Origin of the sequence: Bilophila wadsworthia ATCC 49260, assembly GCF_000701705.1 — a bacterium.
GTDB lineage: Bacteria > Desulfobacterota > Desulfovibrionia > Desulfovibrionales > Desulfovibrionaceae > Bilophila > Bilophila wadsworthia.
This window is the reverse complement of sequence record NZ_JNJP01000054.1, coordinates 1-26,135: the sequence shown is the minus strand read 5'-3', so window position 1 is coordinate 26,135 and position 26,135 is coordinate 1. Positions and strand designations below refer to the sequence as shown.

The following is a 26,135-nucleotide window of genomic DNA, read 5'->3' as shown; positions in this document are numbered from 1 at the left end:
CTTTCTGAAGAAAGCCCTCCCCGCCCCCTCCAAACCTCCCCCACCCCTCCCAAAGACTTTCGACTGGTGGGGAGGTTATGCGGCAGGAGTCCGTTCCGGCGGGAAGCCGGGATTTTTGAAGGACACTGCAATGTTGTTGTGAAGTGGCATCAATCAAATACGATACAGAGCTTTATCAGGGGGCGGGCCTGCCGGGGCGGATGTTTATGCCCTTTTGCCGGTATCCTGCGGTCGCCCAGCAGGAAAAGGTAACATGCCAACTGGTGATATTACCATATGTTGATATGTATTTTATCTTTTGCGCAAATGCTTTTTTGAGCCGGTACAGATGCATTCTTCGCGGGATAGCCCAAGGCGATGTAGCAGGGCATGACATAGTTTTCAGGATGCCCGACAGCCGTCTTGATGTGCTCGGATTCCTCAGCCATTGGGATGCGGGTTACGCCCAATAATCCTTCGGAAGCGGCGGCAAGCAGCATGTTTTCGATGCAGCACCAGATTGACGCGAAGTCATTGAGGGAACTCAATGAGCTTGGTTGGAGCAACGGTTCCCGGATCTTGAAAAAAGGAAGTATCAGGCATCCGGCATTGTAGAGCATTGAGAACTGCCTGGGCATGGCCTCACGATACATGTTGCGCTGGACCTCGTCCGTCATGCCGAAGCCATCGAGCATTTGTTCGCACTCGTCCCGGCTGGTCATGTTCTCCACCCGGAGGAGGTTGGCCCTCTCTTCTTTGCCGTTCACGATGACAAACTCCCATTGGCGCAGATGGTTGTTGGTCGGCGCTTTCAAGCCTGCGTCAATGATTCGCTCAATGGTGCCCATTCCAACCTGTCTGTCTTCGAAATCACGGATGGTCCTCCGAGCCCTGATCGCCTCGTATACGTCCATTTTTGCCTCCGTCCTTTGAATTTTTTGGAGATGTATGGACGGGACTGTACGCTAGGAACCGGACACCTGTTTGTCATATTTCTTTTGCATGGAATGGATTTTTTCTTTCAAGGCCGTCCGGAGGGTTGCGGGTTCGATAACTTCAAGGCCGTCCGCGAAGGAAAGGAGGTAGCCCGTCAGCCATTCGTTGATGGGCATTTCTTCGTCAATCAAAAAAGAGCCGTCAGGCTGTGGGCGGATATCTTGTTCCGGGAATTCATCGAATGCCCTGAAAGCGCATTCCGCGTCTATGCGGAGCACAACCCTTTGCAGGGTATAGCTTTTTGAATAGTCCGGCGTCGCCATCGGGTCTTCCTGCATGGTGCGCTCGAACGTTTCTTCCATGACGTGCAAATCGCGGATCCGTGAGGCCCGCAGCACCATTTCCCGGCTTTTTTTCCTGTCAAAGACGCAAACATACCAGGCCCGTTCACGGAACAGCAGGCACAAAGGTTCCGCGAAACGCTCGGATACCCGGTTTTCTGAGCTGAAATAGGTGAAGCGGACAACTTTTTTCGCCAAGATAGCTTCCTTCAGCCGGTGGAATTTTTCCTTGCCGAACCCGGATCCGCACCATGAGGAAAAATCCACCCGCAGCCAGCGATCTTCCTTTCTCCGGAACAGGGCGGCAAGCTTGTGAAGGGCCGCATTGCCGTCAGGGTATCCCGCACCCTCAAGGGCTTGGAGCCCATGCAAAATGTCCGCTTGCTCCTGCTCGGTCATGAACGTTTTATCCAACGTGAATTCTTTGAGCAGTCCTATGCCGCCCCCGTATCCCCGGCTGGAAAATACAGGAATGCCGGCAAGGCTCAGGGCATCCAAATCCCTTTGGATGGTTCTGACGGAGACGGAGCAATGCTCAGCCAGTTCTTTCGCTGTGCCGCATGAGCCGCTCATGAGCAAAAAAACGATTTGAAAAAGGCGTTCAACGTGCATGAAAAACTCCTGAAAACGATCCCTCCCCGGCAAAAGCTGTGCGGCGGGTTACGCAGCAATGCCTTTCAATAAAACGGAGGTGTTGGCTTAGAATGATTTCTTTCAAAAATCCATAGGAGATAAAGTTAAAAATATTCAAAGGGTAATACTCTCCAATAAACAACGCCCCGCGCAAACGGACACGTTTGGGCGGGGCCTCTTCTTGCCGACCGGGAAAACCGACAGCAGGGATTCGATAAGGACAAAAGTCTTTGAAAGGAAAGGGGTGGGGTTTGGGGAGGGGAAAGGAAAACTTTCTTTAGAAAGTTTTCCTTTCCCCTCCCCAATCTTCAATTTAAAAAAACTATTCGCCAAGCCACTTGTTGCGGATGGCCTTTTCCTTGCCGTTTTCGCGGATGGCCTTGAGGCCCTTGTTGACCTGAGCGGCGAGTTCGGCGTTGTCCTTGCTGAACACGAAGCCGATGTACTCGACGTCTTCGGTGAGGAAGGCGACCTTCATGAGGTCCTTGTAGCCTTCCTTGCGGCTGGCGTAGTAGCGGGCGACGGGATCGTCGCAGACCACGACGTCGAGGCGGCCGTTGCGCATATCTTCGAACACGAGGCCGACTTCGTCATAGGTGCGGAGGTCGATGTCCACGTTCATCTTGCGCAGCGCTTCGATGGCGGTGGTGCCGATCTGCACGCCGACCTTCTTGCCCTTGAGGTCTTCGGGCTTCTTGATGGCGGAGTCCTTGGCGACGACGACGGCCTGATGGACTTCGTAGTAGGGATCGGAGAACACATAGGCCTTCTTGCGCTTGTCCGTGATGGTCACGCAGGAAGCGATGACGTTGGCCTGTCCGGATTCGAGCGACGCGAAGATGCCGTCCCACGCGATGTTGCGGAACTCGCTCTTCATGCCGATCTCTTCGGCGATTGCGGCAATGATGTCGCGGTCATAGCCGATGATGTTCTTGTTTTCGTCCAAGAACTCCATGGGCGGCCACGTGGGGTTGGCGGCGGCGATGAGCGTTTTCTCTGCGGCGAACGCGGAGCCGCAAAGCACCAATACGGCGAGAAGGCTGGTCAACACGGTACGAAACATGGTTTCTCCTCCTAAAAATAAGGAAGGAGTATTAGACGTGAGCACGGGGCGCGTCAACAGAAAAGAAAAGCGGTCGCGGGGAGATGAGCGCAAAGGGCGGAACGCGGTATCCGTGAGCTGGCGTGGAGCGCGGCTTTACGGAAATACGGCATCTGCACTTGATTTTTGTTGATGGATGCGTGATTCTAGGGTTGGTATGCTGGGGAAGGGTGTGTGCCGCAGGAGTCGGGGGATTCCGGCGGCATGGGAAAGGCTCTTCCTCGGAACAGGGGGTCCGCGCAGGAGGAGTCGCGTGGATGCCTCTCGGTTTCTGTCGCCGGGACGGGTCCGTCCCTCCGCAGTGGAAAAGGCCACGCCGTTTTTCCGAAGGTTCCGGATGCGGCCCTTCCTTTCTCCCCTAACCCAAAGAGGTTGATAATGAAACGTATCGCTGCCCTGATCATGGGTTTTGTTCTCATGACCGTGCTGGTCGCCCCCGCCTCTGCCAAGGAACTTGTCGTCGCTCACGACACCAACTTCATGCCCTTCGAATTCAAGGGGCCGGACGGCAAGTTTACCGGTTTTGATATCGAACTCTGGGAAACCATTGCCAAGAAGCTGGGCCTTTCCTACAAATTTCAGCCCATGGACTTCAACGGCATCATCCCCGGCCTCCAGACCGGCAACGTGGATGTGGGCATCGCCGGCATGACCATCACGCCTGAACGCGCCAAGGTCGTGCAGTTCTCCAACGGCTACTATACGTCCGGCCTCAAGATCCTCGTCCGTGACGACGAAAAGGGCATCAGCAAGGTTGAAGACCTCGCGGGCAAGGTCGTTGCCGTGAAGACCGGCACCTCTTCCGTGCCGTTTATGAAGGATTTCGGCAAAGCGAAGGAATTGAAGCAGTTCCCCAACAACGACGGCATGTTCTTTGAACTGCTCAGCAAGGGCGTCGACGCCGTGGTGTTCGACATGCCCGTGGTGACCGCGTTCGCCAACAGCGCCGGCAAGGGCAAGGCCAAGGTCGTCGGCCCCCTGTACGAAGGCCAGAAGTACGGCATCGGCTTTGCCCAGGGCAACGAGGAGCTGGTGAAGAAGGTCAACGGCGTCCTTGACCAGATGCGCAAGGACGGCTCCTACGCCAAGCTGTACGAAAAGTGGTTCGGTTTCGCACCCAAGGAATCTGATATGTAGGGTGCCTCTATTCGCTGGAATAGAGCAACGGGGAGGTTTCTGCCTCCCCGTCCCTTTTTCTCCTTTAATCCATCGGGTGCCTCATGGCTTTTGATTTCGAACCTTCGATCATTCTGGAAACCGCGCCCCAGCTCCTCGGCGGGATGAAGCTGACGCTCATCATCACGCTGGGCGGCCTGCTCGTCGGTCTCCTGCTCGGCGTGGTCACCGGGCTTGCCAATACCTCCCGGAGCCGCTTCCTCCGCGGCATCGCCATCCTCTACATCGAAGCGATCCGCGGGACGCCGCTTATCGTTCAGGTTATGTTCCTCTATTTCGGCTTGCCGCTGGCCCTTGGCATGCGCATTCCCCCCGACGTGGCGGGCGTCATCGCCATCGGCGTGAACTCCGGCGCGTATATCGCGGAAATCGTGCGCGGCGCCATCCAGTCCATCGACAAGGGGCAGACCGAGGCCGGACGCTCCACCGGGCTCACGCAGGCCCAGACCATGCTCTACATCATTTGGCCTCAGGCCTTTCGGCGCATGATTCCCCCGCTGACCAACCAGTGCATCATTTCGTTGAAGGATACTTCCCTGCTCGTCGTCATCGGCGTGGGCGAACTGACCCGGCAGGGGCAGGAAATCATCGCCGTGAACTTCCGGGCCTTTGAAGTGTGGCTGACCGTCGCCATCTTCTATCTGGCCATGACATTGAGCATTTCGGCTGTGCTCCGTTATTACGAGCGCAAGCTTATGATCGGCAGGCGTGCCGTCCCGGCGTCTCCGTCCGATCCGCAAATGTAAGGCCGCTTCATTTCCTTTTTTCATGTCTCGTTTTGTTGGGAGGAGAGGGTTTCATGTCCAGCATACAGCCGGCGCAGCACAAATCGCCGCTTGTTCCGAGCCTTTTTAAGACAATCCGCAGCGGGTACAGCCTTGGGATGCTGTCCAAGGACGTTTCGGCGGGGATCACCGTGGGCGTGGTGGCGCTTCCGCTCGCGCTTGCGTTCGCCATCGCTTCCGGCCTGACGCCGGAACGGGGGCTGTATACGTCCATCATCGCCGGTTTTTTCATGGCGTTTTTCAGCGGGAGCCGGTTCCCCGTCAGCGGGCCGACGGGCGCGTTCGTCGTCATCATTTACAGCATCGTGTCCCGGCACGGCTACGAGGGGCTTGTCCTGACGACGCTGATGGCGGGCATCCTGCTCGTCATCTTCGGATTCCTGCGGCTGGGGGCGCTGGTCAAATATATCCCCTACCCGGTGACCACGGGCTTCACCACCGGGATTGCGCTGCTGATCTTCTCCTCGCAGATGAAGGATTTCTTCGGGCTGCCGCTTGTCGATACCCCGCCGGAGTTTTTTGACAAGTGGGGGGCCTATGCCCAAAACGCCATGGATTTCAGCCCCGCGACGTTCGGGGTGGCGGTTTTTACGTTGCTGGTCATCCTGATCGTCAGGCATAAGATCCCCAAAGTTCCCGCGCCCGTGGTGGCCGTGTTCCTGTCCACGCTGCTGGTGTGGCTGTTCTCCCTGCCTACCGATACCATCGGTTCCCGGTTCGGCACGCTGCCCACTGGCTTCCCCGATTTCACTTTGCCGTACGGGATCACCTTCGAGCGTATCCGCGAGCTGTTCCCCGACGCGCTGACCATCGCCCTGCTGGCGGGCATCGAATCGCTGCTGGCCTGTGTGGTGGCGGACAGCATGACGGGCGACAGGCACAATTCGAATATGGAGCTGATTTCGCAGGGTATCGGCAACGTGGCCTCGGTGTTCTTCGGCGGTTTCGCCGCCACGGGCGCCATTGCCCGCACGGCGACCAACGTGCGCGCCGGTGCGCATTCGTCCGTCTCCGCCATCGTGCACTCCCTGTTCCTCGTCGTGGTGGTCATGTGGCTTCTGCCGTTGACCGAATACATCCCGCTGGCGGCCCTCGCCGCCGTGCTGGTCATGGTCGCCTATGACATGAGCGATCTGCGGACGGTGCGGCATATTTTCCAAGGGCCGAAGTCCGACTGGTCGGTGATGATCCTGACCTTCGCGCTGACGGTGATCTTCGATCTGACCGTAGCCGTATATACCGGGGTCATGCTGGCTTCCCTGCTGTTCATGCGCCGCATGAGCGAACTGACGGGCATCCACACTTGCGTTTCCGGCGAAGAGGAAGAGGCCGCCGCGCACGACATTCCCCTGCCCGATGAGGAAACCGTGCCTGACGGCGTGGAGATTTTCGCCATCAACGGGCCGTTGTTCTTCGGGGTGGCCGACCGGTTCCAGTCCACGCTGGACGCGATGGAGACGCCTCCCAAGGTGTTCATCATGTACCTGCACAATACGCCCGCCATCGATATGACCGGTATCCACGCGCTGGAGGCGTTCCTTGAGCGCCGTCAGGAAGGCTGCCGCGTCCTCTTTGCCGCCGTGCAGGAACCCGCCCGCAGGACGCTCCAGCGGGTCGGCATTCTCCGCGCCGTTGGCGAAGAGAACATCTACCCGTCGCTCGACGAGGCGCTTTTGCGCGCCGAAGAGATCCTTGAGGAAGAGAAGCGGAAGTAGATTGCTGTATGGAATTGGGGAGAGGCAGGAGGGCTTTTCTGGAGAAAGGTTTTCCTGCCTCTCCCTAAATCTGTCAGGCTCTCTCCCTAAAGGCTTCCGTGTTTATTGAATCCCTGTTGCCGGTTTTCCCGGCGGGCCGCGTCCGGACGATGTCGTTCGGGCGTTTTTTTATGGGGACGTTGGGGATGGGATCGGGAGCAAAAGAGGCCTGCGGTGGAGAGGAAAAGGGAGGGCCAGCTGGCGTGCAGGCGGCTATTTGTCTTGCTTGGCTGTTGTATGATAGTTTTGGGGCGGATGTTATGTACGGGGAAGGCGTCGCCGTTTGCCCTGGCGTTGAGCAAGACAGGTTCCGGGGAAAGCTGCGGGTGCAGGGCCGCCGGAGGCATTGCGTAAAGGACAGAGTATGATCGTCAGGTTGGCATGTGGGGCGTTGCAGGGCGTGGACGCCTTCCGGGTGGATTTGGAAGCGGATTTCCTGCGGAAGGGGATGCCCGCCTTTGTGATGGTCGGGCTTGCGGAAGGCGCTGTACGCGAAGCTAAGGAACGGGTGTTCGCGGCCATGCGTTCATGCGGGTTCACGCTGTCCGCGGCGCGCATCACCGTCAATCTGGCTCCGGCGGACCGCCGGAAGGCCGGAAGCGCCTATGACTTGCCGCTGGCCGTGGCTTTGCTGGGGGCGGCGGGCGTCCTGCCCGCGGAGCGGCTGGAGGGCTGGTTCCTCGCCGGGGAGCTTTCCCTGAGCGGCGCGATCAAGCCAGTGCCCGGCGTTCTGCCGCTTGGGATGCTGGCCCGGAACGAAGGCGCGAAGGGCATCGTCACCGCCCCGGAAAATGCCTCTGAAGCGGCCTTGGTCAAGGGGCTTCCCGCCTATGGTCCGGCGACGCTGGACGAAGCCGTACGGTTCCTCATGGGTGAATGCGAGCTGATGCCCGCCGAGCCGCCCGTATCCGATGACGACCCCGCGCGGGGCATTTTGGACTTCGCCGACGTCAAGGGGCAGGAGCACGCCAAGCGCGCTATCGAGATCGCGGCGGCTGGCGCGCACAACCTGTTGCTCATCGGCCCGCCCGGAAGCGGCAAGACTATGCTCGCCAAGCGCATTCCGTCCATACTCCCGCCCCTCGAGCCGGACGAGGCGCTGGAAGTGACCAAAATTTACAGCGTGGCGGGGATGCTCGGCGGCAAGGGGCTGGTTTCGGAGCGGCCTTTCCGCGAGCCGCATCATACGGTGTCCGATGTGGCGCTGGTCGGCGGCGGGGCGTATCCCCGGCCCGGCGAAGTTTCTCTGGCCCACCGGGGCGTGCTGTTTCTCGACGAGCTGCCGGAATACGGCAAGAATACGCTCGACGTCCTGCGCCAGCCGCTTGAGGGCGGTACGGTGACGGTATCCCGATCGGCGCATTCGGTAACCTTTCCGGCGGACTGTATGCTGGTGGCGGCCATGAATCCGTGCCCTTGCGGCTATGCCACCGATCCCCGGCATACGTGCGTCTGTTCGCCGGGGCTGATCCGCCGCTATCGGGCGCGGCTGTCCGGGCCGCTTCTGGACCGCATCGACCTGCATATCAATGTGCCCGCCGTCCCTTACGAGGAGCTGCAGGCCGGGGCCTCGCCTGTGACGTCGGCCCGGATGCGCGAACGAGTGCTTGCTGCGCGGGCCGTACAGCAAGCGCGTTATGCGGAGGTTCCCTATTGCCGGACGAATGCCGATCTGTCCGGCAGCCTCCTTGAGAAGCACTGCTGCATGGGAGCGCCGGAAAGGGCTTTTCTGCGGGAAGCCGTGCAGAGGCTGGCGCTTTCCGCCCGCGCCTATACGCGGATCTTGCGGATAAGCCGGACGATTGCGGATCTCGCCGGATCGGAATCCATCGGCGTTCCCCATCTGGCCGAGGCTATCGGCTGCCGCGTGCTGGACAGGGAAGCGTTCTAGCTTCAGCCCTTCCCTCGAATGGTGGAGGTGGGCTGTCTGAGGAAAAAGGAGACACGTGCCGTATTCCCCTTAGGTTTTGGGGGGGGCTCTTCCGTCATCAACCTTCATTCAAGGAGCATGTCATGTCGTTCAGACTGATGGACAAAGCCAAGGCCGCCGGCTGAGCGGCGAAGACGGCTCCAGAGTTGCTGGAGCAGGTATTGGCGTCCCTGCCGAGTGTGCCGGACCCGGAGGGGCGCGTGTTGCACGGTTTTGAGCACAACGAGGATGCCGTGATCCTCCGCACGCCGCCTGCGGGAATGGCGCTGGTGCAGACGGTGGATGTGCTGAGTCCTCTCGGCAACAATCCCCGGCTGTTCGGTCAGGTTGCGGCGGCGAACGCGCTTTCGGACGTGTACGCCGTCGGTGGGGTTCCGTGGTCGGCGATGAATATCGCGGCGTTCCCGGCACAGGATGTGCCGTTGGAGGTCTTTGCCGAGATTCTGGCGGGCGGCCTTGAAAAAATCGTCGAGGCCGGAGCCGTGCTTGCCGGCGGGCATACGCTGGAAGACGCGGAAATCAAATACGGTTTGTCCGTGACCGGCTATGTGGATCCTGACTCCGTGGCCAGTAACGCCGGGCTGCGTTCCGGAGACGCGCTTGTGCTGACCAAGCCGCTCGGCACGGGCGTGCTGGCGACCGCAATCAAGGCACAGTGGGACGGCAGCGGCAAGGCCGAAGCAGATCTCTACCGTTGGGCCACCCATTTGAACGCGAACGCCGCCGAAGTGCTGCGGGCCATGAACCTCAAGGCCGCAACGGATATCACGGGATTTGGGCTCGGCGGGCACTTGCTGGAGATGGCGCGGGGTTCCCGGGTCGTCGTCGAGATAGACACCGCCTCGTTGCCTTTTATCGACAACGTGGAGGCGTTCGCCTCTGACGGCCTGATTCCTGCGGGCAGTTATGCCAACCGCAGGCATTGTTCCTGCCGTACGTTCGTGAGCCCCGATGTGGACAGCCTGAGGGCCACCCTCGTATTCGACGCGCAAACTTCCGGGGGGCTGGTGCTGGCTGTGCCTCAGGAGCGCGTAGAAGAGGCTCTGGAGCGCCTTGCCGCTCTCGGTGAGCCCGGATGGCTTGTTGGGCACGTTTTGCCTCTCAGAGACGGTCCTCAGCTTCTTTTGAGCTAATCTATGAAGACGGCAGGAGGGGAGAGGAAAGGGCTTCCTCTTGCCCTTCTGCACCTCCCCCTCTCTTCCTAAGGCTTTTGAGTGGCGGGGAGGTTACGCGTCAGGAGTTCCGTTGTATGGAAAGGCTGAAAGGGCGCTGGATGGACAGGCGGCTTGAGAAGAGTATCTGATGTGGCGTAAACCGTTGCGCCGCTGAAGAGTACGGAAAGGCCGGACGGCAACACCGTCCGGCCTTTCCGTACTCTTTTTTGAGGGGCCGGGGGGAATGGTTCCCCCCGGCGGGTGCAGGGCGGAGCCCTGCCAAGGGTCGGGGCAGCGCCCCGTGTTCATTCGGCTAGTAGATCCACTTTTTGCCGTCGTAACGGGTCAGTTCGCGGATACGGCGGGCTTTCGGGGTCGTGAAGGTGCCGGTCTTGGCCTCGGAGATGGTCTTGCCGGTGCATTCGTATACTTTTTCAAGATATACGATGTGGCCCACGTATTCGCAGCCGGGGCCCTTGCCGGGGTAGATTTCCGTGGTCATGGTGGAGGCGTCCACTTCCGTGTAACGGGCCACATAGCCCTTGCCCTGCTTGGTCACCGACATGTTCTGGCGGTTGTTCTTCAGGGTGTCGTTGGCGCGGGCCACGTAGCTCTTGGCGAAAGCGTCGAGTTTGGCCTTCACCTCAAGGGTGGTTTCCTGAGCGGGAGCGGCGCTGGGTTTAGCGGCCTGAACCTGCTGGCCGCAGATCAGGGCGGACGAAAGAACCAGAGCGAACAGTGCGGATTTCTTGATTAACTGCATTGGGGAAAGGTCCTCTTGAGCACAAAAGGCCCGACGAGAGTCCGCCGGGCCTTTGTTGATTGTTGCTTGCGTACTAGTCCATGAAGACCAGTTCAGTACGGCGGTTCATGTACCGGCCTTCTTCCGTATTGTTGTCATAGCGGAAAGACTTGCCCTTGCCAATGGCAATCATACGGCTGGCGGGCACGCCCTGGGCAACCAGATAGTTCTTCACGGCGTCAGCGCGGCGCTGGGAGAGCTTCAGGTTGTAAGCGTCGGTGCCGATGCTGTCGGTCCAGCCGAGGAGCTGCACCTTCATGTTCGGGTGTTCCATAATGATTCGGGCGGCTTCATTAAGGATGCCCTGAGCTTCGGGGGTCAGGTCGTACTTGTCGAAGGCGAAGTTGACGCCACGGAGGACGACGACGTCTTCAACGACGGCCACGCGTTCCTGGCAGAACACATCGCCAACGAACTTGTCGACGGCGGCGTCGCTCTTGAGGAGGTCGATGGCCTTGACGGACACGGAGCAGGCGTTGAGGGCCGCGATGGCGTCCAGAGTGGCCTGGCCTTCAGGAGAGGAGGCGACGGAGATCACATGGAAGCAGACGTTCGGATTGGCGGCGTAGATGGCCTTGACTTCGTCGATGGGGCTGATGCCGCGGTTGCTTTCACCGTCGCTCACGAGGATGACGGCCGCGCGCGGGGTCATCTGGCTGATGATGCCGTTGTGGGCCTGGATGCCGTCGCCCATGGGCGTGAAGCGGGCGAAGGTTTCCAGATTGTCCTTCAGGCTGTCGACGCCGGCGGCGAGGGTGGAGCGAACCCACGGGCCCTGGTTCACGACCGCGCCATAAGGAGCGAAGGTGTACAGGCCGCCCTGATAGCCGAGTTCGGGCACCATGTCGTTGACGCGCTTGATGACTTCCTTGGCAACGGCCATCTTGGTCTTGCCGACGGAGGGGAAGTTCATCATCATGGAGCCGGAGTAGTCCACCAGATAGTTGAAGCTTTCAATGCGCTTCTGGCAGATTTCGGCCGAGTGGGCCGCAAAACCGGCCGTGGCCCAAGCGAAGATCAGGGCGACGGCGAGGACAATAGAACGGGAAAATTTCATGTGAGCCTCCGTTTCTTTGAGTTAGGCGTTTTCACCCCGTCCGGAACGGCAAGGGCAAAGCGTCCTGCAAAATTGACAGCGAATATGTGCTGCAAGGCCCCTTTGGGCCTTTCCCTTGCTCAGGAGGTGCTGCAATGTCGACCCGGCCGGGCATCCTCTAGCGTTATCCGGCCGGCGAAACCGTTCTTTCGGCATTGCCATATTCACTTGAATGAGACTCTACCTGTGGGCCGTACAAAGGTAAAGAGCCTTACTTGTATTTTTTTCCCGAAACCGGGTCTTTTCAATGAGAGATAACAACAAAAAAACAGGGCGAGAGGAAACCTCTCGCCCTGTATGGGAACAATGCGTACGCAGCCGCTTACCAAAAGGCGTTACGGCGCGTCATCTTCCCTAAGATGGGATCACACGCAGCCGGTGGGCTTGGGCAGACCAGCCATCTTGCAGGCTCCCTTACCGGGGCCGGAGGGGAAGAGTTCGTACACTTCTTTCAGCTTGTAGCCGGTGTTCTTGGACAGGATGCGCACCATAGGAGCGATCCCGTTCTTGCGGTAGTAGTCCTGAAGGAAGTCGAGAATCTTCTGATGGTCTTCGTTCAGATCGGTAATCCCTTCGGATTCCTTCACGTACTCCAACCATTCCGGGCACCACTCATCGAACTTGAGCAGGAAGCCGTCTTCATCAACTTCGAAGGTTTTACCCTTGTAGGTGACTTCAGCCATGTGTGCGTCCTCCTTGGACAGTTTATGTGACTAGGAAACCCTGTCACGCTTTTCCATACAGAATGAAATCGAAAAATCTGATGGAATCACTCACCACTCGACGGACCCCAATGCAGAGCCCGCAGAAAGCCACCGGATGTGTGGGGGCACATCTGAGGCGCTTCCATATTGGAGGGCATCTATCACAGCGCTATGGAAATGGCAAGTAGTTGTTCCCCTTTTGCTCTTCATTGGGCAGTCAGCCAAGCCTCTGCCGCAGACAGCATTTCGGAACACAATTCATCCATTTCAGGGCCGTGGTCGTAACCGGCCAGATGCCCGAGCCCGTGGGCCAGAAGCCTGAGGCAATGCTCCTCCGGATCTTGCCCGTACAGGAGCGTTTCCCGGTGCAGGGTGTCGACGGAAAAGACGAGGCTCCCGAGCTGGACGGGGACGTCTTCGTCCTCCGGCCCGGCGATCTGCTCGTCTATCGGAAAAGATAAGACATTGGTGGGGCCGTGGCAACCCATGTACCGCAGGTTGTAGTCCGCCATGCCCGCATCGCGGACAAGGACGAGATCCAATTCGGCGGGCCCGGAACCGGCTGCGCGGAGCATGGCCGAGAGCGCCCGGTGCAGTTCCGCCCTGCAGAACGGGAGCCGCCAGCACAGTCCGCCGCCGGAAAGGTTGAGCCGGAGAGCGCCGGAATCGGAGGGCGCGTCGGTTTGCTCCTGCGGAAAACGTTCGAGCGGGCTCATGGGCGTTTCCCCACGGGCTTCATGGACAGCGGCCCTTTGTTGACGGGTTTCGGCGGGCCGGGAACGACGGGGTAGACAAGGTCAATGGGCGGGCCCGGATTCGCTGAAGGGGGTACGGGTGTGTGGGGTGCCGCCGGAGCCGCGCCCTGTTGCTCCGGCCCGTTCGGGGCCGCCGCACCGGAGGAGCCCGGCATCACGCTGGAGGCCGCGTAGGCGACCGTGCGTTTCACGTCGGGGCGCTGTTCCGTTTTTTCTTCAGGCTTGGCCTGCACTTTGGCCTGTTCTGGTTTGTCGCTGGCCGTTTTTTTGTCTTTATTCAGATCAGGGTAGGCGATTCGCTGATGGAAAAGCCCCGTCAGGATGCGGGCAAAACTTTCCGACAACTTATGAAGGTCTTTGAATGTCAGTTCGGATTCGTCAAGCTGGCCCTCGGAGAAGATTCCCTTCATGATCGTGTCGATGTGCGTCTTGATGCGTGCGGGCGTGGGATCGGTGAGCGTGCGGCTGGAGGCTTCCACCGCGTCCGCGAGCATGACGATGGCCGCCTCGCGGGTCTGCGGGCGCGGGCCGGGATAGCAGTAGTCCTCGATGCGGGGATTTTCGCCCGACTCCTTGGCTTTGGCGTAGAAAAACTTGATCAGACCCGTGCCGTGGTGCTGGCGGATGATGTCCTCGATTTCGTCGCCCAAATGGTGCTGCGCGGCGAGTTCCGTGCCTTTTTTGACATGCGAAAGCAGGATGAGGGCGCTCATGGCCGGAGCCAGCTTGTCGTGCCGGTTGGGGCCGTTGAACTGGTTTTCGATGTAATAGTCGGGATAGGCCAGCTTGCCGATGTCGTGGTACAGGGCCGCGACCTTGCACAGCAGGCTGTTCGCGCCCACGGCCTTGGCTCCGGCTTCCACCATGTTGGAGACAACCAGCGAGTGGTGGTAGGTCCCCGGAATGGCCACCATGAGATCCTGGAGGAGCGGTTGCTCGAGGTTCATCAGCTCCATGAGCCGGAACCGGGTGGTGTACCGGAAGGCCATTTCGATGATCGGGCTGATGGCGAACAGGATAGCTATGGAAATGAAGGCGTTGAGGGAAACGATGCCGAAGAGCCACAGGAACGTGTTGCCGCCCCGGAAACCCTCCAGCCAGCCGCTGCCGAGGGCGATGATGATCTGCCCGAGCGCCAGCGGGATGATGCCGATGACCACGTCCTGCCTGCTCTGCGCCCGGATGACGAGCCATGTATTCAGCATGGCGGAAAGGAAGAAGAACAAAAACAGCGGAAGGTCGGCCTTGAGCATGACGCAGGCGAACAGGGATATCAGCAGGCCCACCACGCAATAGCGCCGGGCCGCGAAGATGAGCGCGCACAGCCCCGCGGCGCCCGCCACGGGGAAGAAGTGGATGACGAGGGCGATGTCCTGCGGCTGGACGACCTTGCCCACGAGCATGTAGGTGCCTTTCGCCGCGATGCCGAAGACGAACAGCAGCAGCGAGATGAACAAAAAGTCCTTTTTCCGCAGGGGGGTGCCCGGTTTGCCGCTCGGGGCCATGAACAGGCCGAGCGTCAGGATGAGCGAAAAGACGAACGTTCCCGCCACGGTACGCGAATGGATCAGCCCCTCCTGCTTCTGGTAGAGGCTCTGGAGCTTGAGCTGCTTCTCGCGGGTGACGCGCTCGCCCTGATAAACGACGACTTCACCCTTCTGGATATGGTAGTAGACGGGCTCCACGGTCTGGGCCACGGCATTGCCGAGGGCCTGCGTGGCCTCGCGGTTCAGGGTGAGCGTGGGCATGATCAGCGGCGAGAACAGGACCAGCACGGCGCGGCGGCCCTGCGGGGTGAGCTTTTCGGCGGAGCGCAGCTTCTGCGTGAAGGCCGCGAGCACGGCGGGCACGTCACGGATATCCGATACGTCGGGGCGCAGGGTTTCCGCCTTTGTGTCCACGTCGCGGACGATGATCCCGTTCTTGGAGGGCAGGGCAAGGCGCACGTCGCCCACCACGCCCTCGCGCAAGCGATCTTCAAACCACGGCAAGCCCGTGGAGAGGACATACTCCTGCACTTCGGGGCTCATCCACTGGGCGAGCAAATCCGCGCTGACCGGCGTTGCGAGCTTTTCCGCGAGCGAAGCGCGCAAGGCGTCCTGCGCCTCGGGAGAGGTTTCCTGCCCGTTGATCAGCTTGAGCATACCGAAGATCTTCTGCCGCAACGCGGCGATTTCGGTCACGCTGAGGTCGAACACCGTGGGCTGGAGCATGGCGACCTGATTGCGCTTGATCTTGGCCGCCTCGGTGTCCTCCACCGTCAGGCTGCGGTGTGCGACGACATCGCTGTCGGCCACTTCCCCGGCCATGAACACCCGGAACTGCATGGGCGGCTGAAGGCCCGCCAGAAACGAGAGCACGAACAGGGTGGCGATCAGGACGAAGAGGCCCACGCCGTGATGGTGCTGCCGGAACAGCGTCCGCGTTATCCGGGAAAGCTCATTGATGCGAAGAGGGGAGTTTCTCGTAGTCATCATAGGCCTGTACTATTCGTCCGACCAGAGGGTGGCGTACCACGTCGGCGGAAGTGAAATGCCGGAAAGCAACGCCTTTGACGCCTTTGAGGACATGCAGGGCATGTACCAGACCGGAACGCGACGCGCTGTCCTCGCCCTGCGCGGGCAAGTCTATCTGGGTGATGTCGCCGGTGATCGCCGCCCGTGAGCCGAAGCCGAGGCGGGTCAGGAACATCTTCATCTGTTCGCGCGTGGTGTTCTGCGCCTCATCAAGGATGATGAACGCGTCGTTCAGTGTCCTGCCGCGCATGAAGGCCAGCGGCGCGACTTCGATAATGCCCGTTTCCTGAAGCGAGGCCATCTTCTGGGGCCCGAGCATATCAAGCAGGGCATCGTGAAGAGGACGCAGATACGGGTTGACCTTTTCGGCGAGATCGCCGGGCAGGAAGCCGAGCTTCTCGCCCGCCTCGACGGCGGGGCGGGTCAGGATGATGCGGCGCACCCGCCGCGCGTTGAGCATATGCACGGCCATCGCCACGGCAAGGTAGGTCTTGCCGGTTCCGGCCGGTCCCACGGAAAAGACCATTTCGTTGCTGCGCAGCGTTTCCAGATAGGCGCGCTGGGCTGTGTTGCGGGCGGTGACGGTCTTCTTGGGCAGGGAGAGCACGGCCTCGTCACGGAACGAGCGGCGCAGATCCGAACCCGGATCGCTCTCAAGGAGCTGGAGTCCCTGCTCCAGATCGGAACTCTGGAGCGCGTGCCCGCTGCGCAGCAGGCCGTAAAACTGGGTGAACAGATTCAGGATGCGTTCGCGCAGCGCGGGATCATCGGACGTCACGGCCAGCGTGGTTCCCCGGGTGGAGAGATCCGCTCCCGTGCGTTCGGCGATGACGTTGAGGTGGGCGTTGTGCGGTCCGAACAGGGCATTGGCCAGTGTCGGGTCATCAAAGGACAGGGTTTCCACAAAGGCCGTTGACGATGCGGGTGTTTGCATAGATTCAGAGAGGCGGCCTCGGGCCGCCGGAGGGGACGGTTTGTCGAATCCGCTGCACGGGCGGCGAGCCGTCCGGCAATTCGGGAATGCCCTGCCGCGGAACGCCGCTTTCCCATCCGTGGCGTTGCCTGCATACAAGGTAGATTGCAACCTATCGCATTTGCGGCGAAGCGTCTATGGTTCCTTGTTTCGTGCGGGAGGGTTGATGATGCGGGGGATGGGAGAAGGGAACTTTCTGAAGAAAGTTCCCTTCTCCCATCCCCGCGCCCCCTCCTCTCATCCCTCAAAGACTTTCGCGTTTATCGAATCCCTGTTCGGGGTTCGGGTGGCGCGGCGGACTGTTGAGGATGGAAGGGAAACGGGAAGGAATGGAGAGCAAGGCTCCGGTGTGGTCCTGAATCGTTTCGGGCCAAGACGCTTCGCGGCAATGGTGATAGTATAAGAGGTTATTGGAGATTGTTAAGGGGAGTGGCAGGTTATAGCCCTTTGGCGGGTGCGTTGAAGAAGCGCCGGGTGTTGTCGCCGCAGAGCGTCCAGAGTTCGGCGGGGTCCATGCCGCGCTCAAGGGCCACGGTTTCGGCGGTGAAGGCGACGAGTGCCGGCTCATTGGGCTTGCCCCGCCACGGCACGGGCGAAAGATAGGGGCAGTCGGTTTCGACCATCAAGCGGTCCGGCGGGATGCGTTTCACGGCTTCGCGCAGGTCGTGGTTGGCGGGATAAGTCACGGGGCCGGGGATGGAAATGTGCCAGCCGTTGGCAAGGAAACGATCAAGAAAATCCACGGCGTCGCCGCTGAAGCAGTGCCACAGCACGGGGCGTCCTGAGAAACCTTCGGCTTCCAGAATCCGCAGGGTGTCCTTTGCCGCGTCGCGCGAATGGATGACCACAGGGCGATCCGTTTCCTTGGCGAGGGCGAGCTGGACGCGGAAGGCTTCCTCCTGGATGAAGGGCGGGCAGTCCTTCCAGTAAAAATCGAGGCCGATTTCACCGACGGCCCGCAGCCTGGGATCTTCGGCAAAGGCTTCGCGCATGGCCTTGAGGGTGGCTCCGGTACACTCCTGTCCGTCGCAGGGATGGATGCCCATCAGGAAGAAAACGCCGGGATAGCCGGCGAACGTGCCCTTGTTGGCGTGGTATGCGGCGGGGCCGAGGAACACTTGCCCGATGGAGGCAAGGCCCGTGCTCCGGGCCCGTCCCATAACCTCGGGGAGCCGTTCGATGATCCCCTCGGAGTCGAGGTGGGCATGGGAGTCGGCCCCTGTGGGGGGAAGGCCGAGCGTATCGGGAAGCGGACGCGGCGTATCTTTTTTCTTGCTCATGGAAAAAGTCCCTTGCGGACATTTTTTTGGGCCTTGCCGCCATATATCGCGTCAAAGCCCGTGGGGATTACGGCTTGTTGCCGTCGCGCTGCACGGGAAAGCGCCTGCTCCGGCCTTGGCTTCAGCGCGGCAAAGCCGGGCAGGGGCTTTCCTGGACAAACCTATTCGGTGAATTCCTGTTTGATGACGGCTTCGGCCTTGATGCGGTCGAGGAGTTCCGAGAACGTCGCCTTGACGTGTTCGCGGATGTCCCCGGCCACGACGAGGAACAGCACGTCGTCGCCGGGCTTCAGTTCGCCTTCCACGGCTTCGGCATGGATGCAGAAGATGCCGGGCTGCTGTTCCATCTCGCGGCAGATGGCGTCCATCTTGGCGCGGTCATACGAGACTTTCATGGATTTCACGGGCGCATGGTCGGCCCGTGCCCACCCGCGCACGACGCCGTTGTGCACCAGCACCATGCCCACGTTTTCGGTAAAGCCGGGACGCTTCTTGAGGTCAGCCAGAATCTTTGTGGTATCCATCGTTTTTCTCCTGTGGTCGGGGTCTGCTCGGGGGAATGTCCCTGGTGAACTCTGACGGAAAGAGCCCGTGCCGAAAATGAGAACCGGCATTGCGCGGGGGGCTGTACGGCCCTGCCATACGGGCGGAGGAGCCCCTGTTGCGCAACCTTCCCAATTTTTCTTTCGCTATTCCGCTTCCCTGCGGATGCGCGCACCTACGGCGTTGAGCTTGTTTTCGATGTGCTCATAACCGCGATCGAGGTGGTAGATGCGCTGGACGGTCGTGGTCCCCTTGGCGGCGAGCCCGGCGAGCACGAGAGAGGCGCTGGCGCGGAGATCCGAGGCCATGACCGGAGCCCCGGCAAGGCGCTGGACGCCGCGTATGATGGCTGTATGCCCGGAAAGGCGGATATCCGCGCCCATGCGGACGAGCTCCTGCACGTGCATGAACCGGTTTTCAAAAATGGTTTCGCTGATGACCCCGGAACCTTCGGAAAGGCACATGAGGGACATGATCTGCGCCTGCATGTCCGTCGGGAAGCCGGGGAAGGGCTGCGTGGTCACGTCCACCCCGCGCAGGGCGCAGGAGCGGCGGGCCAGCACCCCGTCGGCGGTGGGTTCGATTTCCATGCCCATCTGGCGCATTTTGGCGATCACGGCGTCAAGCTCCTCAAAGGGGCAGTCCGTGAGCAGCAACTCGCCGTCGGTGATCCCGGCGGCGGCGAGGAGGGTTCCCGCCTCGATGCGGTCGGGCATGATGCGGTAGGTGCAGCCTCCGAGGCGCGGGACGCCCTGAATGCGGATGACGCTGGTGCCGTGGCCTTCGATGCGCGCGCCGCAGGCGATGAGGAAGCGGGCAAGATCGACGACTTCGGGCTCGCGGGCGGCGTTCTCAAGGATGGTTTCTCCATCGGCCAGTGCAGCTGCCATGAGCAGGTTTTCCGTACCGCCGACGGTGGGAAAGTCGAAATGGATGTGCGCGCCGTTGAGCTTGCGGCAGCGGCCGAGAATATACCCGTCCTCAAGATCGAACCGCGCCCCCATCTTTTCGAGGGCTGACAGGTGCAGATCCACAGGGCGGGCCCCGATGGCGCAGCCGCCGGGCATGGCTACGCGGGCTTCGCCGAGCCGGGCCAGCAGCGGGCCGAGCACGAGCACCGAGGCGCGCATGGTTTTGACCAGTTCATAGGGGGCTTCCGGGCTGAGCGCGCCGGGGGTCACGGTGACCTGCCCGTTTTCAAAGGCGTTCGGGCAGCCGAGCAGTTCAAGGAGCTTGAAGGTGGTACGGATATCCCGCAGATCCGGGACATTGGTGTAGGTCACGGGTTCGTCGAGCAGGATGCTGCCCATGAGGATGGGGAGAGCCGCGTTTTTGGAGCCGCTCACATGCACGACGCCGGTCAGCGGAACGCCGCCTTCGATGATCAGTTTGTCCATGAACTGTCCCTGTATGTGGGCCCGGAAAAGCCGGGCGTTGCCGGTTGGATGGAGGGTGCCCCGCGCGAGGGCGGAACGCTGGCGCGATCCGTTTGCGGAAGCTGAGGAAAGGATACAAGATACTATCGGGTTCCTTGGCTGGTCAAGGAGCATCTTCGGGCTTCCCCGGGTGGCCTCGGGATGCGGAAATCGGAAAAATATTGCGGAAAGGCTTGACGTTAATATGGCTCTGATATAAAGACCACAGCTGCATGTGGCGGATGTAGCTCAGTTGGCAGAGCATCTGGTTGTGGCCCAGAGGGCCGTGGGTTCAAGTCCCATCATTCGCCCCACTCACTTGTCTTGAAAGACCCTGCTTCGGCAGGGTTTTTTCGTTTCCATCCCCTTCCTTTCCCCGCCATGCCTTCCGGCTTTCCTTCTGAAGAGGAACGGAGCCGCCGCCCCGTTGTCTATCCGGTGGCGCGGCGGCTCCGCATTCCGTTTTTTATCATGCGCAAGTTTTTGCTCTCCGCATATGGATGCGGAAGGTCCGCCATCTGCGCGCTATGTTATGGCCAATTCCAGCCCCACGGGGCAGTGATCCGAACCATAGACATTGTTTTCTATCCATGCGTCCCGGATGGCCGGGGCCAACTCCTCCGAAACGAAGAAGTAGTCGATGCGCCACCCGACGTTGTTGACGCGGGCGCGCTGCTTGTAGGACCACCACGAGTACTGGTGCGGCTCGTCGCCGTGGATGTGGCGGAAGGTGTCCACGTACCCGGCGGCGATGAAGCGGTCCACCCAGGCGCGTTCGATGGGCAGGAAGCCGGAGTTTTCCTCGTTGGCCTTGGGCCGGGCGAGGTCGATGGGGCGGTGGGCCGTGTTGAAGTCCCCGCAGACCACGATGGGCTTGGTGCGGCGCAGCTCTTCGGCATGGGCGAGGAACGCGTCGTAATAGCCCATTTTATAGGCCAGCCGCCCGTCGTCCTTGGTCCCGTTGGGAAAGTAGACATTGAAAAAATGGAAGGCGGGGTATTCGATGTGCAAAAGGCGGCCTTCCCCCTGATAACGGGGATCGGGGAGTTCGCGGTGCACGGCGAGCGGCTCGAGGGCGGCCTTTTGGCGCGAGAAGACCGCGACGCCCGAATAGCCTTTCTTGACCTGCGCGGCCAGCCATTCGGCATTCCAGCCCTCGGGGCTGCGGTGTTCTTCGGCGATCTGCGCCGGCTCGGCCTTGGTTTCCTGAAGCGCCACCACATCGGCGTCGGTGGAGGCGAACCAGTCCCAGTCGGGTTTGCCGCTCAGGGCGCGGAACCCGTTGACGTTCCATGAAACGAGACGAATGGTATCCATAGTTTTCTCTTGGCAAAAGGAAAGGGAATCGGTAGGCACGGATCAGGCGGCCCCGGCTTTCATCCCCATGTTCCGGGAATGCGGGCCGCGTCATGCGGGCGCTTCCAGAGAAGCCCGCCCGTGCCTCTTCCGCGGAAGGATTCCATTGCCCGTGCCGATTGTCAAACGCGCCGCGTGCCGGTGCGGCCCGTCCATAAAAAGGAAAAATGATGAAGAAAATCCGCTTGCCGCTGCTGTCTTTGCTTCTGCTGTGCTTTGCGGCGCCATCACAGGCATTTGAGTTGACGGTTCTGCACACCAACGATGTCCACTCCATGTACGGCGGGACCACTGAAAAAGGGACGGCCTGCTATGCGGCCCAGTGCGCTGGCGGGTCCGGGGGCAGCGTGCGCCTGAAACAGGCCGTGGATACGGTGCGCGCTGCGGAACCGAATGTGGTGCTCCTTGACGCCGGGGACGAATTTCAGGGGACGCTGTTCTATACGCAGTTCAAAGGCGACGTGGCGGCGGAGGTGCTTGACGCCTTGGACTATACGGCCTTTACGCCGGGCAATCACGAGTTCGATGACGGCTGCGGCGAATTCCGGCGTTTCGTGGAGCGGACGCATGTGCCCGTACTGGCCGCCAACCTGACGCTTCCGCCCGTACCCGGGGGCAAGCCGCTCACGCGTCCGTGGATTGTCGTGGAGCGCCAAGGCCGCAAGATCGGCATTGTGGGGTTGGTCAACGAGGAAACGCCCTCTCTGGCCTCCCCCTGCAAGGAGGCCGTGTTCGGTCCGGCGGAAACGGCCTTGCGCGAAGCGGTCGCGTCGCTCCGGGCGCAGGGCGTGAACATTGTCATCGCGCTGACCCATCTGGGCCTGAACGTCGACTGCGAGCTCGCGGGGCGGGTGGACGGCGTGGATGTGTTCGTCGGCGGGCATACGCATTCCCTGCTTTCCAATACAAACCCCAAGGCAGTCGGGCCGTATCCCATTGTGAAGCACTCCCCGTCCGGAGAGCCCGTGCTGGTCGTGACGGCGGCGTCCTCCTGCAAGCTGCTTGGGCATATTGCGATAGACTTCAACGACGCGGGCATCGCGCAGCGCTGGAACGGCGAACCCATTGTTCTGGATGGCCGGAACGTCACCGTTCCGCCTGATGCGAAGCTTTCCGCACGGCTGGACAGCTACGCCGCCCAGTTGCGGTCGCTCATCGGGCAGCCTGTGGGCAAAATCCTGCTTGCCGGGGACACGAGCGGGCGGCAGGTTGACCTTGAGGAAGACGCCCATCTCTGCCGCGTGCAGGAATGTCCGTCCGGCGACGTCCTCATGGACTCCCTGCTCTGGGGAGCACGGGATACCGGCGCGACCGTCGCCTTGTCCGTGGGCGGCACTGTGCGCTCCCCTCTGCATACCGGCGTGGTCACGATGGGTGACCTGCTGACGACCATGCCGTTCGACAACACGCTCGTTGTCGGTGATTTGACCGGAAAACAACTGCTCGGGGCGCTTGAACATGGCGCATCCGGCTACGAAAACGGGGCGGGGCGGTTTCTTCAGGTCGCGGGGCTCACGTATTCGGTGGAACCCGCGAAACCGGTGGGGCAACGCGTTTCCGCCGTATCCGTCCGCACAAAGGCGGGCGGTTGGGAACCTCTGCGCCCGGAAGCGGTATACCGCGTCGCCACGGTGGACTATGCGGCGGAGGGCGGTGACGGTTTCGCCGCCTTCAAGAAAATAAAATGGCAATACACGGGCCGCGCGCACATCGAATGCCTGCGCGACTATATCGCCAAGGCCCCTGTGGAGGTCAGGTCCGGAGGGCGGATCACGGTCCTCCGATAACAACACAAGAAACAACATTGCCTATCGGGGGAGAGGGCTTTTTTCGAGAAGAGCGCCTGTCAAACGGTTCCCTCTCCCCCGACACATCCATCTCCCTCTCTCCAGTACATTCCCTTCCATCGACCACCCGCCAGTGTTTCCCACCGCCGAAAGCGGGCATAGCCGGGCGGCGTACGCGCTGTTTTCCGGCCCTGCCCATCCTTTCGGTTTTTCCTTTGGGCCCGCCACGAAATCGTCACACTCCCGTCGTATATCCAGCGTATCGCATATCGGGAGAGGTTTTCGGCACATGACGAAACGCATGATCGCCGCCCAGCTTTCCGTTGGGGCACTGCTCCTCGTGCTGGTGGCGCTGATGGAATCCTATACCGGTTGGGACACGGCGGCTCAACGCTTGTGGTTTGATTCCGCCACGCATGAATGGGTTGTGTCCAACGAGCTGCACGCTCGGCTGACGTGGTTTTTCTACGATGGCCCTAAAATCCTGCTGGTGGTTCTCGGGATAGCCTGTGTCGCCGGGGTGCTTGGCGGCGCACGGTGGAATCTGCCGCCGGAATGCCGCAGGGGGTGCTTGCTGCTGCTCCTCAGTCTGGCCTTTGTCCCGATGCTGCTCGGCGGTGCAAAACAGTTCACCAACGTTTATTGCCCCAAGCAGATCGAGGAGTTCGGGGGCGAATACGTCCATCAGGGCGTGCTGGAATGCCGGAACCCCGCCAATGAAGGCCGTTCCCCCGGCAGGTGTTTCCCGGCGGGGCACGCTTCGGGCGGTTTTGCGCTCATGATGCTGTTCTTTTGCTTCCGGTCGCGCCGTGACCGGTGGGCCGGTCTGGGGGCCGGGCTTATTGCGGGCTGGGGTATGGGATTCTACCAGATGCTGCGGGGACAGCATTTCCTCTCGCACACGCTGTTCACAATGATCGGCGCATGGATGATCATCCTGCTTGTCACATGGGCACTGCGCGGTTTTTCTCTTAACAAGCTTGTAAGTATAAATATTTGTCCTGATGTTCTCCCCCGGTTGTCACGGAATCGTAACAGTTCCTGTGTAACAACGCGCTCTCCGAACAGGATTTTTTCCTTCAAGAGAGGCTTCATCATGTATGCGTTTCTGGATGCCGTGCGCTACCTTGTGCGGCGGTTGCTCCCTTTCATAGGCATATATTTTTTCGCAGAGCTTACGGAACTTTCCATACTGGCCTTGCGGGAATCCTCCAACCTGCATCTGTCGCTGAAAAGCTTTCTGGTTTCGTTCCCCGTTTGGGTGGGAACGACGATGGTTTCGTGCCTTTTTTCAATCCTGCCCGTGCTGGCGTACCTGCTGCTCCTGCCTCGGAAGTGGCACGGCGGACGGTGGGACAGGCGGGTTTCCATCCTCTTTTTCTTTCTGTTCACGGCGGGGCACTTGTTTGAGGAAGTCGCGGAACTGCTGTTCTGGGACGAATTCACTTCCCGCTTCAATTTCGTGGCCGTGGATTATCTTGTCTACACGAATGAAGTGATCGGAAATATCAGCCAGTCCTACCCTGTGGCCCTGTTTTTGGGCGGGATTACTGTGGCGGCGGGAGTCATTACGCTGCTGGCCCGGCGTTGGCTTTCCACGGTCCGCACCGTGCCGCGGCTTCTCATGCGTTTTGCCGGCGCGGCGTTGCTCGTCTTGTGCGCGTGCTCGCTCAATATGGTCAACTTCATGGATATATCCGAAGATACCGGCGATCGGTATCTCACCGAGCTGTCCAAGGATGGGCTGTACAGCCTGTTCCACGCGTTTTTTTCCAACGAACTTTCCTACAACGATTTTTATCTGACGCGCCCTGATGCGGATACCGTGGCGACGCTGGCCCCCTTGATGGCCTCGGATGCCCGCCGGGTGGGCGATCCCGCGTCGCTGGCCTATGAGGTGGCGCCGCATGAAAAGGAAATCCGGGCGAATGTGGTCATTGTGCTCATGGAGAGCATGGGCTCGGAATTTTTCAGCGAATTCCGCGACGATGGGCAAAAGCTGACTCCGGAATTGGAAAAGCTGGCTTCCGAGTCGCTCTATTTCAGCCATGTCTATTCGACGGGCACCCGCACCGTCCGGGGCATCGAAGCGCTCACGCTGGCGCGTCCGCCGCTGCCGGGTATGCCCATCGTGCGGTTGCAGGGCAACGACAACCTGCGCGGCATCTGGAGCGTATTCCGCGAGCGCGGGTATGACACCAAATGGATTTACGGCGGCTACGGCTATTTCGACAACATGAACGCCTATTTCTCCGGGAACGGGTTCACCGTGGTGGACCGTACGGTGATGCAGCCGGAAGAGATCACGTTCTCGAATATCTGGGGCGTGTGTGACGAGAACCTCTTTGCCCGCGCGATCAAGGAGGCGGACGCTTCCCATGCGGCGGGCAAGCCGTTCTTCAACTTCGTGCTGACGACTTCGAATCACCGCCCATACACCTATCCCGACGGAAGGATTTCGATTCCATCCAAGTCCGGGCGCAACGGCGGGGTCATGTACGCGGATTATTCCATCGGCAAATTCATGGAAGAGGCCCGCAAGCATCCGTGGTTTGACGATACCGTGTTCGTTTTTGTGGCGGATCACGGGGCGAGCAGTTCCGGGCGCGAGGAGATCAAGCAGGGGAACCATCACATTCCGCTTATCATTTATGCGCCGAAGTTCATCAAACCGGAGCGCCACGATCAGCCGATCAGCCAGATCGACGCCGTGCCGACGCTGCTCTCCCTGCTTCATTTCAAGTATACGGGCGAGTTCTACGGCACGAATGCGCTCGATCCGGACTATGTATCTCGTTTGTTCCTGAGCAATTATCAGAAATTGGCCTATGTCAAAGGCAACGAGATGGTGATCATGCGGCCTGTTCGCGGGGTGCACTTCTACCGTGACGGCCAGCAGATCGGTTCCGCCGAGGCCGCAAAGCCGCAGGACAGGGTAAAGGCCCCCGACGCCTCGCTCCAGCAGGTGCTTGATGAGGGCATCAGCTATTATCAGCACTCCGCCCGCTGGCGGGAATTTTTGAAGGAGTAATGAGAGAGGAGGGGGGAGGAGTGGAGAGGTGAGGGAGATTGGGGAGGGGGAAGGGCCCCTTTTCCAAAAGGGGCCCTTCCCCCTCCC

20 protein-coding genes and 1 tRNA gene are annotated in these 26,135 nt (G+C 60.5%); 8 read left to right on the top strand and 13 right to left on the bottom strand.

From position 1 onward, the window contains the following. Positions 1-269 precede the first annotated feature (269 nt). The 3 genes from T370_RS0115535 to T370_RS0115525 all read right to left on the bottom strand — a co-directional run bounded on the left by T370_RS0115535 (position 270) and on the right by T370_RS0115525 (position 2,952). Positions 270-893, bottom strand: a complete 624-nt coding sequence (locus T370_RS0115535; protein ID WP_029436260.1) for a nitroreductase family protein — start codon at positions 891-893, stop codon at positions 270-272. Between the two features lie 51 nt (positions 894-944). Further along, on the bottom strand, positions 945-1,868 hold the full coding sequence (locus T370_RS0115530; RefSeq protein ID WP_029436259.1) for a helix-turn-helix transcriptional regulator: 924 nt from the start codon (positions 1,866-1,868) through the stop codon (positions 945-947). A 343-nt stretch (positions 1,869-2,211) separates the two neighbouring features. Beyond that, positions 2,212-2,952 carry a basic amino acid ABC transporter substrate-binding protein gene (locus tag T370_RS0115525; RefSeq protein ID WP_005028328.1) on the bottom strand — a complete coding sequence of 247 codons (741 nt, stop codon included), beginning with the start codon at positions 2,950-2,952 and terminating at the stop codon, positions 2,212-2,214. A gap of 417 nt (positions 2,953-3,369) precedes the next feature. Here T370_RS0115525 and glnH point away from each other — a divergent pair, with 417 nt between their 5' ends. The 5 genes from glnH to selD all read left to right on the top strand — a co-directional run bounded on the left by glnH (position 3,370) and on the right by selD (position 9,769). Beyond that, positions 3,370-4,128, top strand: coding sequence for a glutamine ABC transporter substrate-binding protein GlnH (glnH, locus tag T370_RS0115515; protein ID WP_005028330.1), 759 nt, complete (start codon positions 3,370-3,372; stop codon positions 4,126-4,128). 83 nt (positions 4,129-4,211) lie between these two features. After that, positions 4,212-4,913, top strand: a complete 702-nt coding sequence (locus T370_RS0115510) for an amino acid ABC transporter permease (protein WP_005028332.1) — start codon at positions 4,212-4,214, stop codon at positions 4,911-4,913. Between the two features lie 53 nt (positions 4,914-4,966). Next, on the top strand, positions 4,967-6,667 hold the full coding sequence (locus T370_RS0115505; RefSeq protein WP_029436258.1) for a SulP family inorganic anion transporter: 1,701 nt from the start codon (positions 4,967-4,969) through the stop codon (positions 6,665-6,667). Between the two features lie 403 nt (positions 6,668-7,070). Continuing rightward, on the top strand, positions 7,071-8,597 hold the full coding sequence (locus T370_RS0115495; protein ID WP_029436256.1) for a YifB family Mg chelatase-like AAA ATPase: 1,527 nt from the start codon (positions 7,071-7,073) through the stop codon (positions 8,595-8,597). 122 nt (positions 8,598-8,719) lie between these two features. Then, positions 8,720-9,769 (top strand): selenide, water dikinase SelD, encoded by a 1,050-nt coding sequence (gene selD / locus T370_RS0115490; RefSeq protein WP_081847576.1) that lies wholly within the window; start codon positions 8,720-8,722, stop codon positions 9,767-9,769. 334 nt (positions 9,770-10,103) lie between these two features. On the opposite strand, the gene T370_RS0115485 is transcribed toward selD, so the two are convergent. The 9 genes from T370_RS0115485 to murA form a co-directional block, all read right to left on the bottom strand. Then, positions 10,104-10,553, bottom strand: coding sequence for a hypothetical protein (locus tag T370_RS0115485; RefSeq protein ID WP_005028337.1), 450 nt, complete (start codon positions 10,551-10,553; stop codon positions 10,104-10,106). 73 nt (positions 10,554-10,626) lie between these two features. Next, positions 10,627-11,649, bottom strand: a complete 1,023-nt coding sequence (locus T370_RS0115480; RefSeq protein WP_009380444.1) for an OmpA family protein — start codon at positions 11,647-11,649, stop codon at positions 10,627-10,629. 404 nt (positions 11,650-12,053) lie between these two features. Continuing rightward, positions 12,054-12,371 (bottom strand): TusE/DsrC/DsvC family sulfur relay protein, encoded by a 318-nt coding sequence (locus tag T370_RS0115475; RefSeq protein WP_005028339.1) that lies wholly within the window; start codon positions 12,369-12,371, stop codon positions 12,054-12,056. A gap of 227 nt (positions 12,372-12,598) precedes the next feature. Continuing rightward, a complete protein-coding gene (gene ybeY, locus T370_RS0115470; RefSeq protein ID WP_034506731.1) occupies positions 12,599-13,108 on the bottom strand; it encodes an rRNA maturation RNase YbeY in 510 nt (169 codons plus the stop codon). Beyond that, positions 13,105-15,624 (bottom strand): HD family phosphohydrolase, encoded by a 2,520-nt coding sequence (locus T370_RS0115465; RefSeq protein ID WP_248604274.1) that lies wholly within the window; start codon positions 15,622-15,624, stop codon positions 13,105-13,107. The genes ybeY and T370_RS0115465 overlap by 4 nt, the downstream gene beginning before the upstream one ends. Then, positions 15,587-16,597 carry a PhoH family protein gene (locus T370_RS0115460; RefSeq protein WP_029436252.1) on the bottom strand — a complete coding sequence of 337 codons (1,011 nt, stop codon included), beginning with the start codon at positions 16,595-16,597 and terminating at the stop codon, positions 15,587-15,589. The genes T370_RS0115465 and T370_RS0115460 overlap by 38 nt, the downstream gene beginning before the upstream one ends. A gap of 476 nt (positions 16,598-17,073) precedes the next feature. Further along, positions 17,074-17,916: a TatD family hydrolase gene (locus T370_RS0115450; RefSeq protein ID WP_029436250.1), complete on the bottom strand. Its 843-nt coding sequence runs from the start codon at positions 17,914-17,916 to the stop codon at positions 17,074-17,076. Positions 17,917-18,077: 161 nt separating this feature from the next. After that, positions 18,078-18,440 (bottom strand): molybdenum cofactor biosynthesis protein MoaE, encoded by a 363-nt coding sequence (locus T370_RS0115445; protein ID WP_029436249.1) that lies wholly within the window; start codon positions 18,438-18,440, stop codon positions 18,078-18,080. 165 nt (positions 18,441-18,605) lie between these two features. Next, positions 18,606-19,856, bottom strand: coding sequence for a UDP-N-acetylglucosamine 1-carboxyvinyltransferase (gene murA, locus T370_RS0115440; RefSeq protein WP_005028345.1), 1,251 nt, complete (start codon positions 19,854-19,856; stop codon positions 18,606-18,608). 256 nt (positions 19,857-20,112) lie between these two features. Here murA and T370_RS0115435 point away from each other — a divergent pair. Further along, positions 20,113-20,188: transfer RNA gene (locus tag T370_RS0115435), tRNA-His, on the top strand. A gap of 211 nt (positions 20,189-20,399) precedes the next feature. On the opposite strand, the gene T370_RS0115430 is transcribed toward T370_RS0115435, so the two are convergent. Then, the gene (locus T370_RS0115430; protein ID WP_029436248.1) at positions 20,400-21,191 is read right to left on the bottom strand and encodes an exodeoxyribonuclease III; all 792 of its coding nucleotides are present in this window, start codon (positions 21,189-21,191) and stop codon (positions 20,400-20,402) included. A 209-nt stretch (positions 21,192-21,400) separates the two neighbouring features. On the opposite strand from T370_RS0115430, the gene T370_RS0115425 reads away from it, so the two are divergent. Next, a complete protein-coding gene (locus tag T370_RS0115425; RefSeq protein WP_029436247.1) occupies positions 21,401-23,017 on the top strand; it encodes a bifunctional metallophosphatase/5'-nucleotidase in 1,617 nt (538 codons plus the stop codon). Between the two features lie 289 nt (positions 23,018-23,306). Further along, on the top strand, positions 23,307-26,048 hold the full coding sequence (locus T370_RS0115420) for a sulfatase-like hydrolase/transferase (protein ID WP_029436246.1): 2,742 nt from the start codon (positions 23,307-23,309) through the stop codon (positions 26,046-26,048). Positions 26,049-26,135 lie beyond the last annotated feature (87 nt).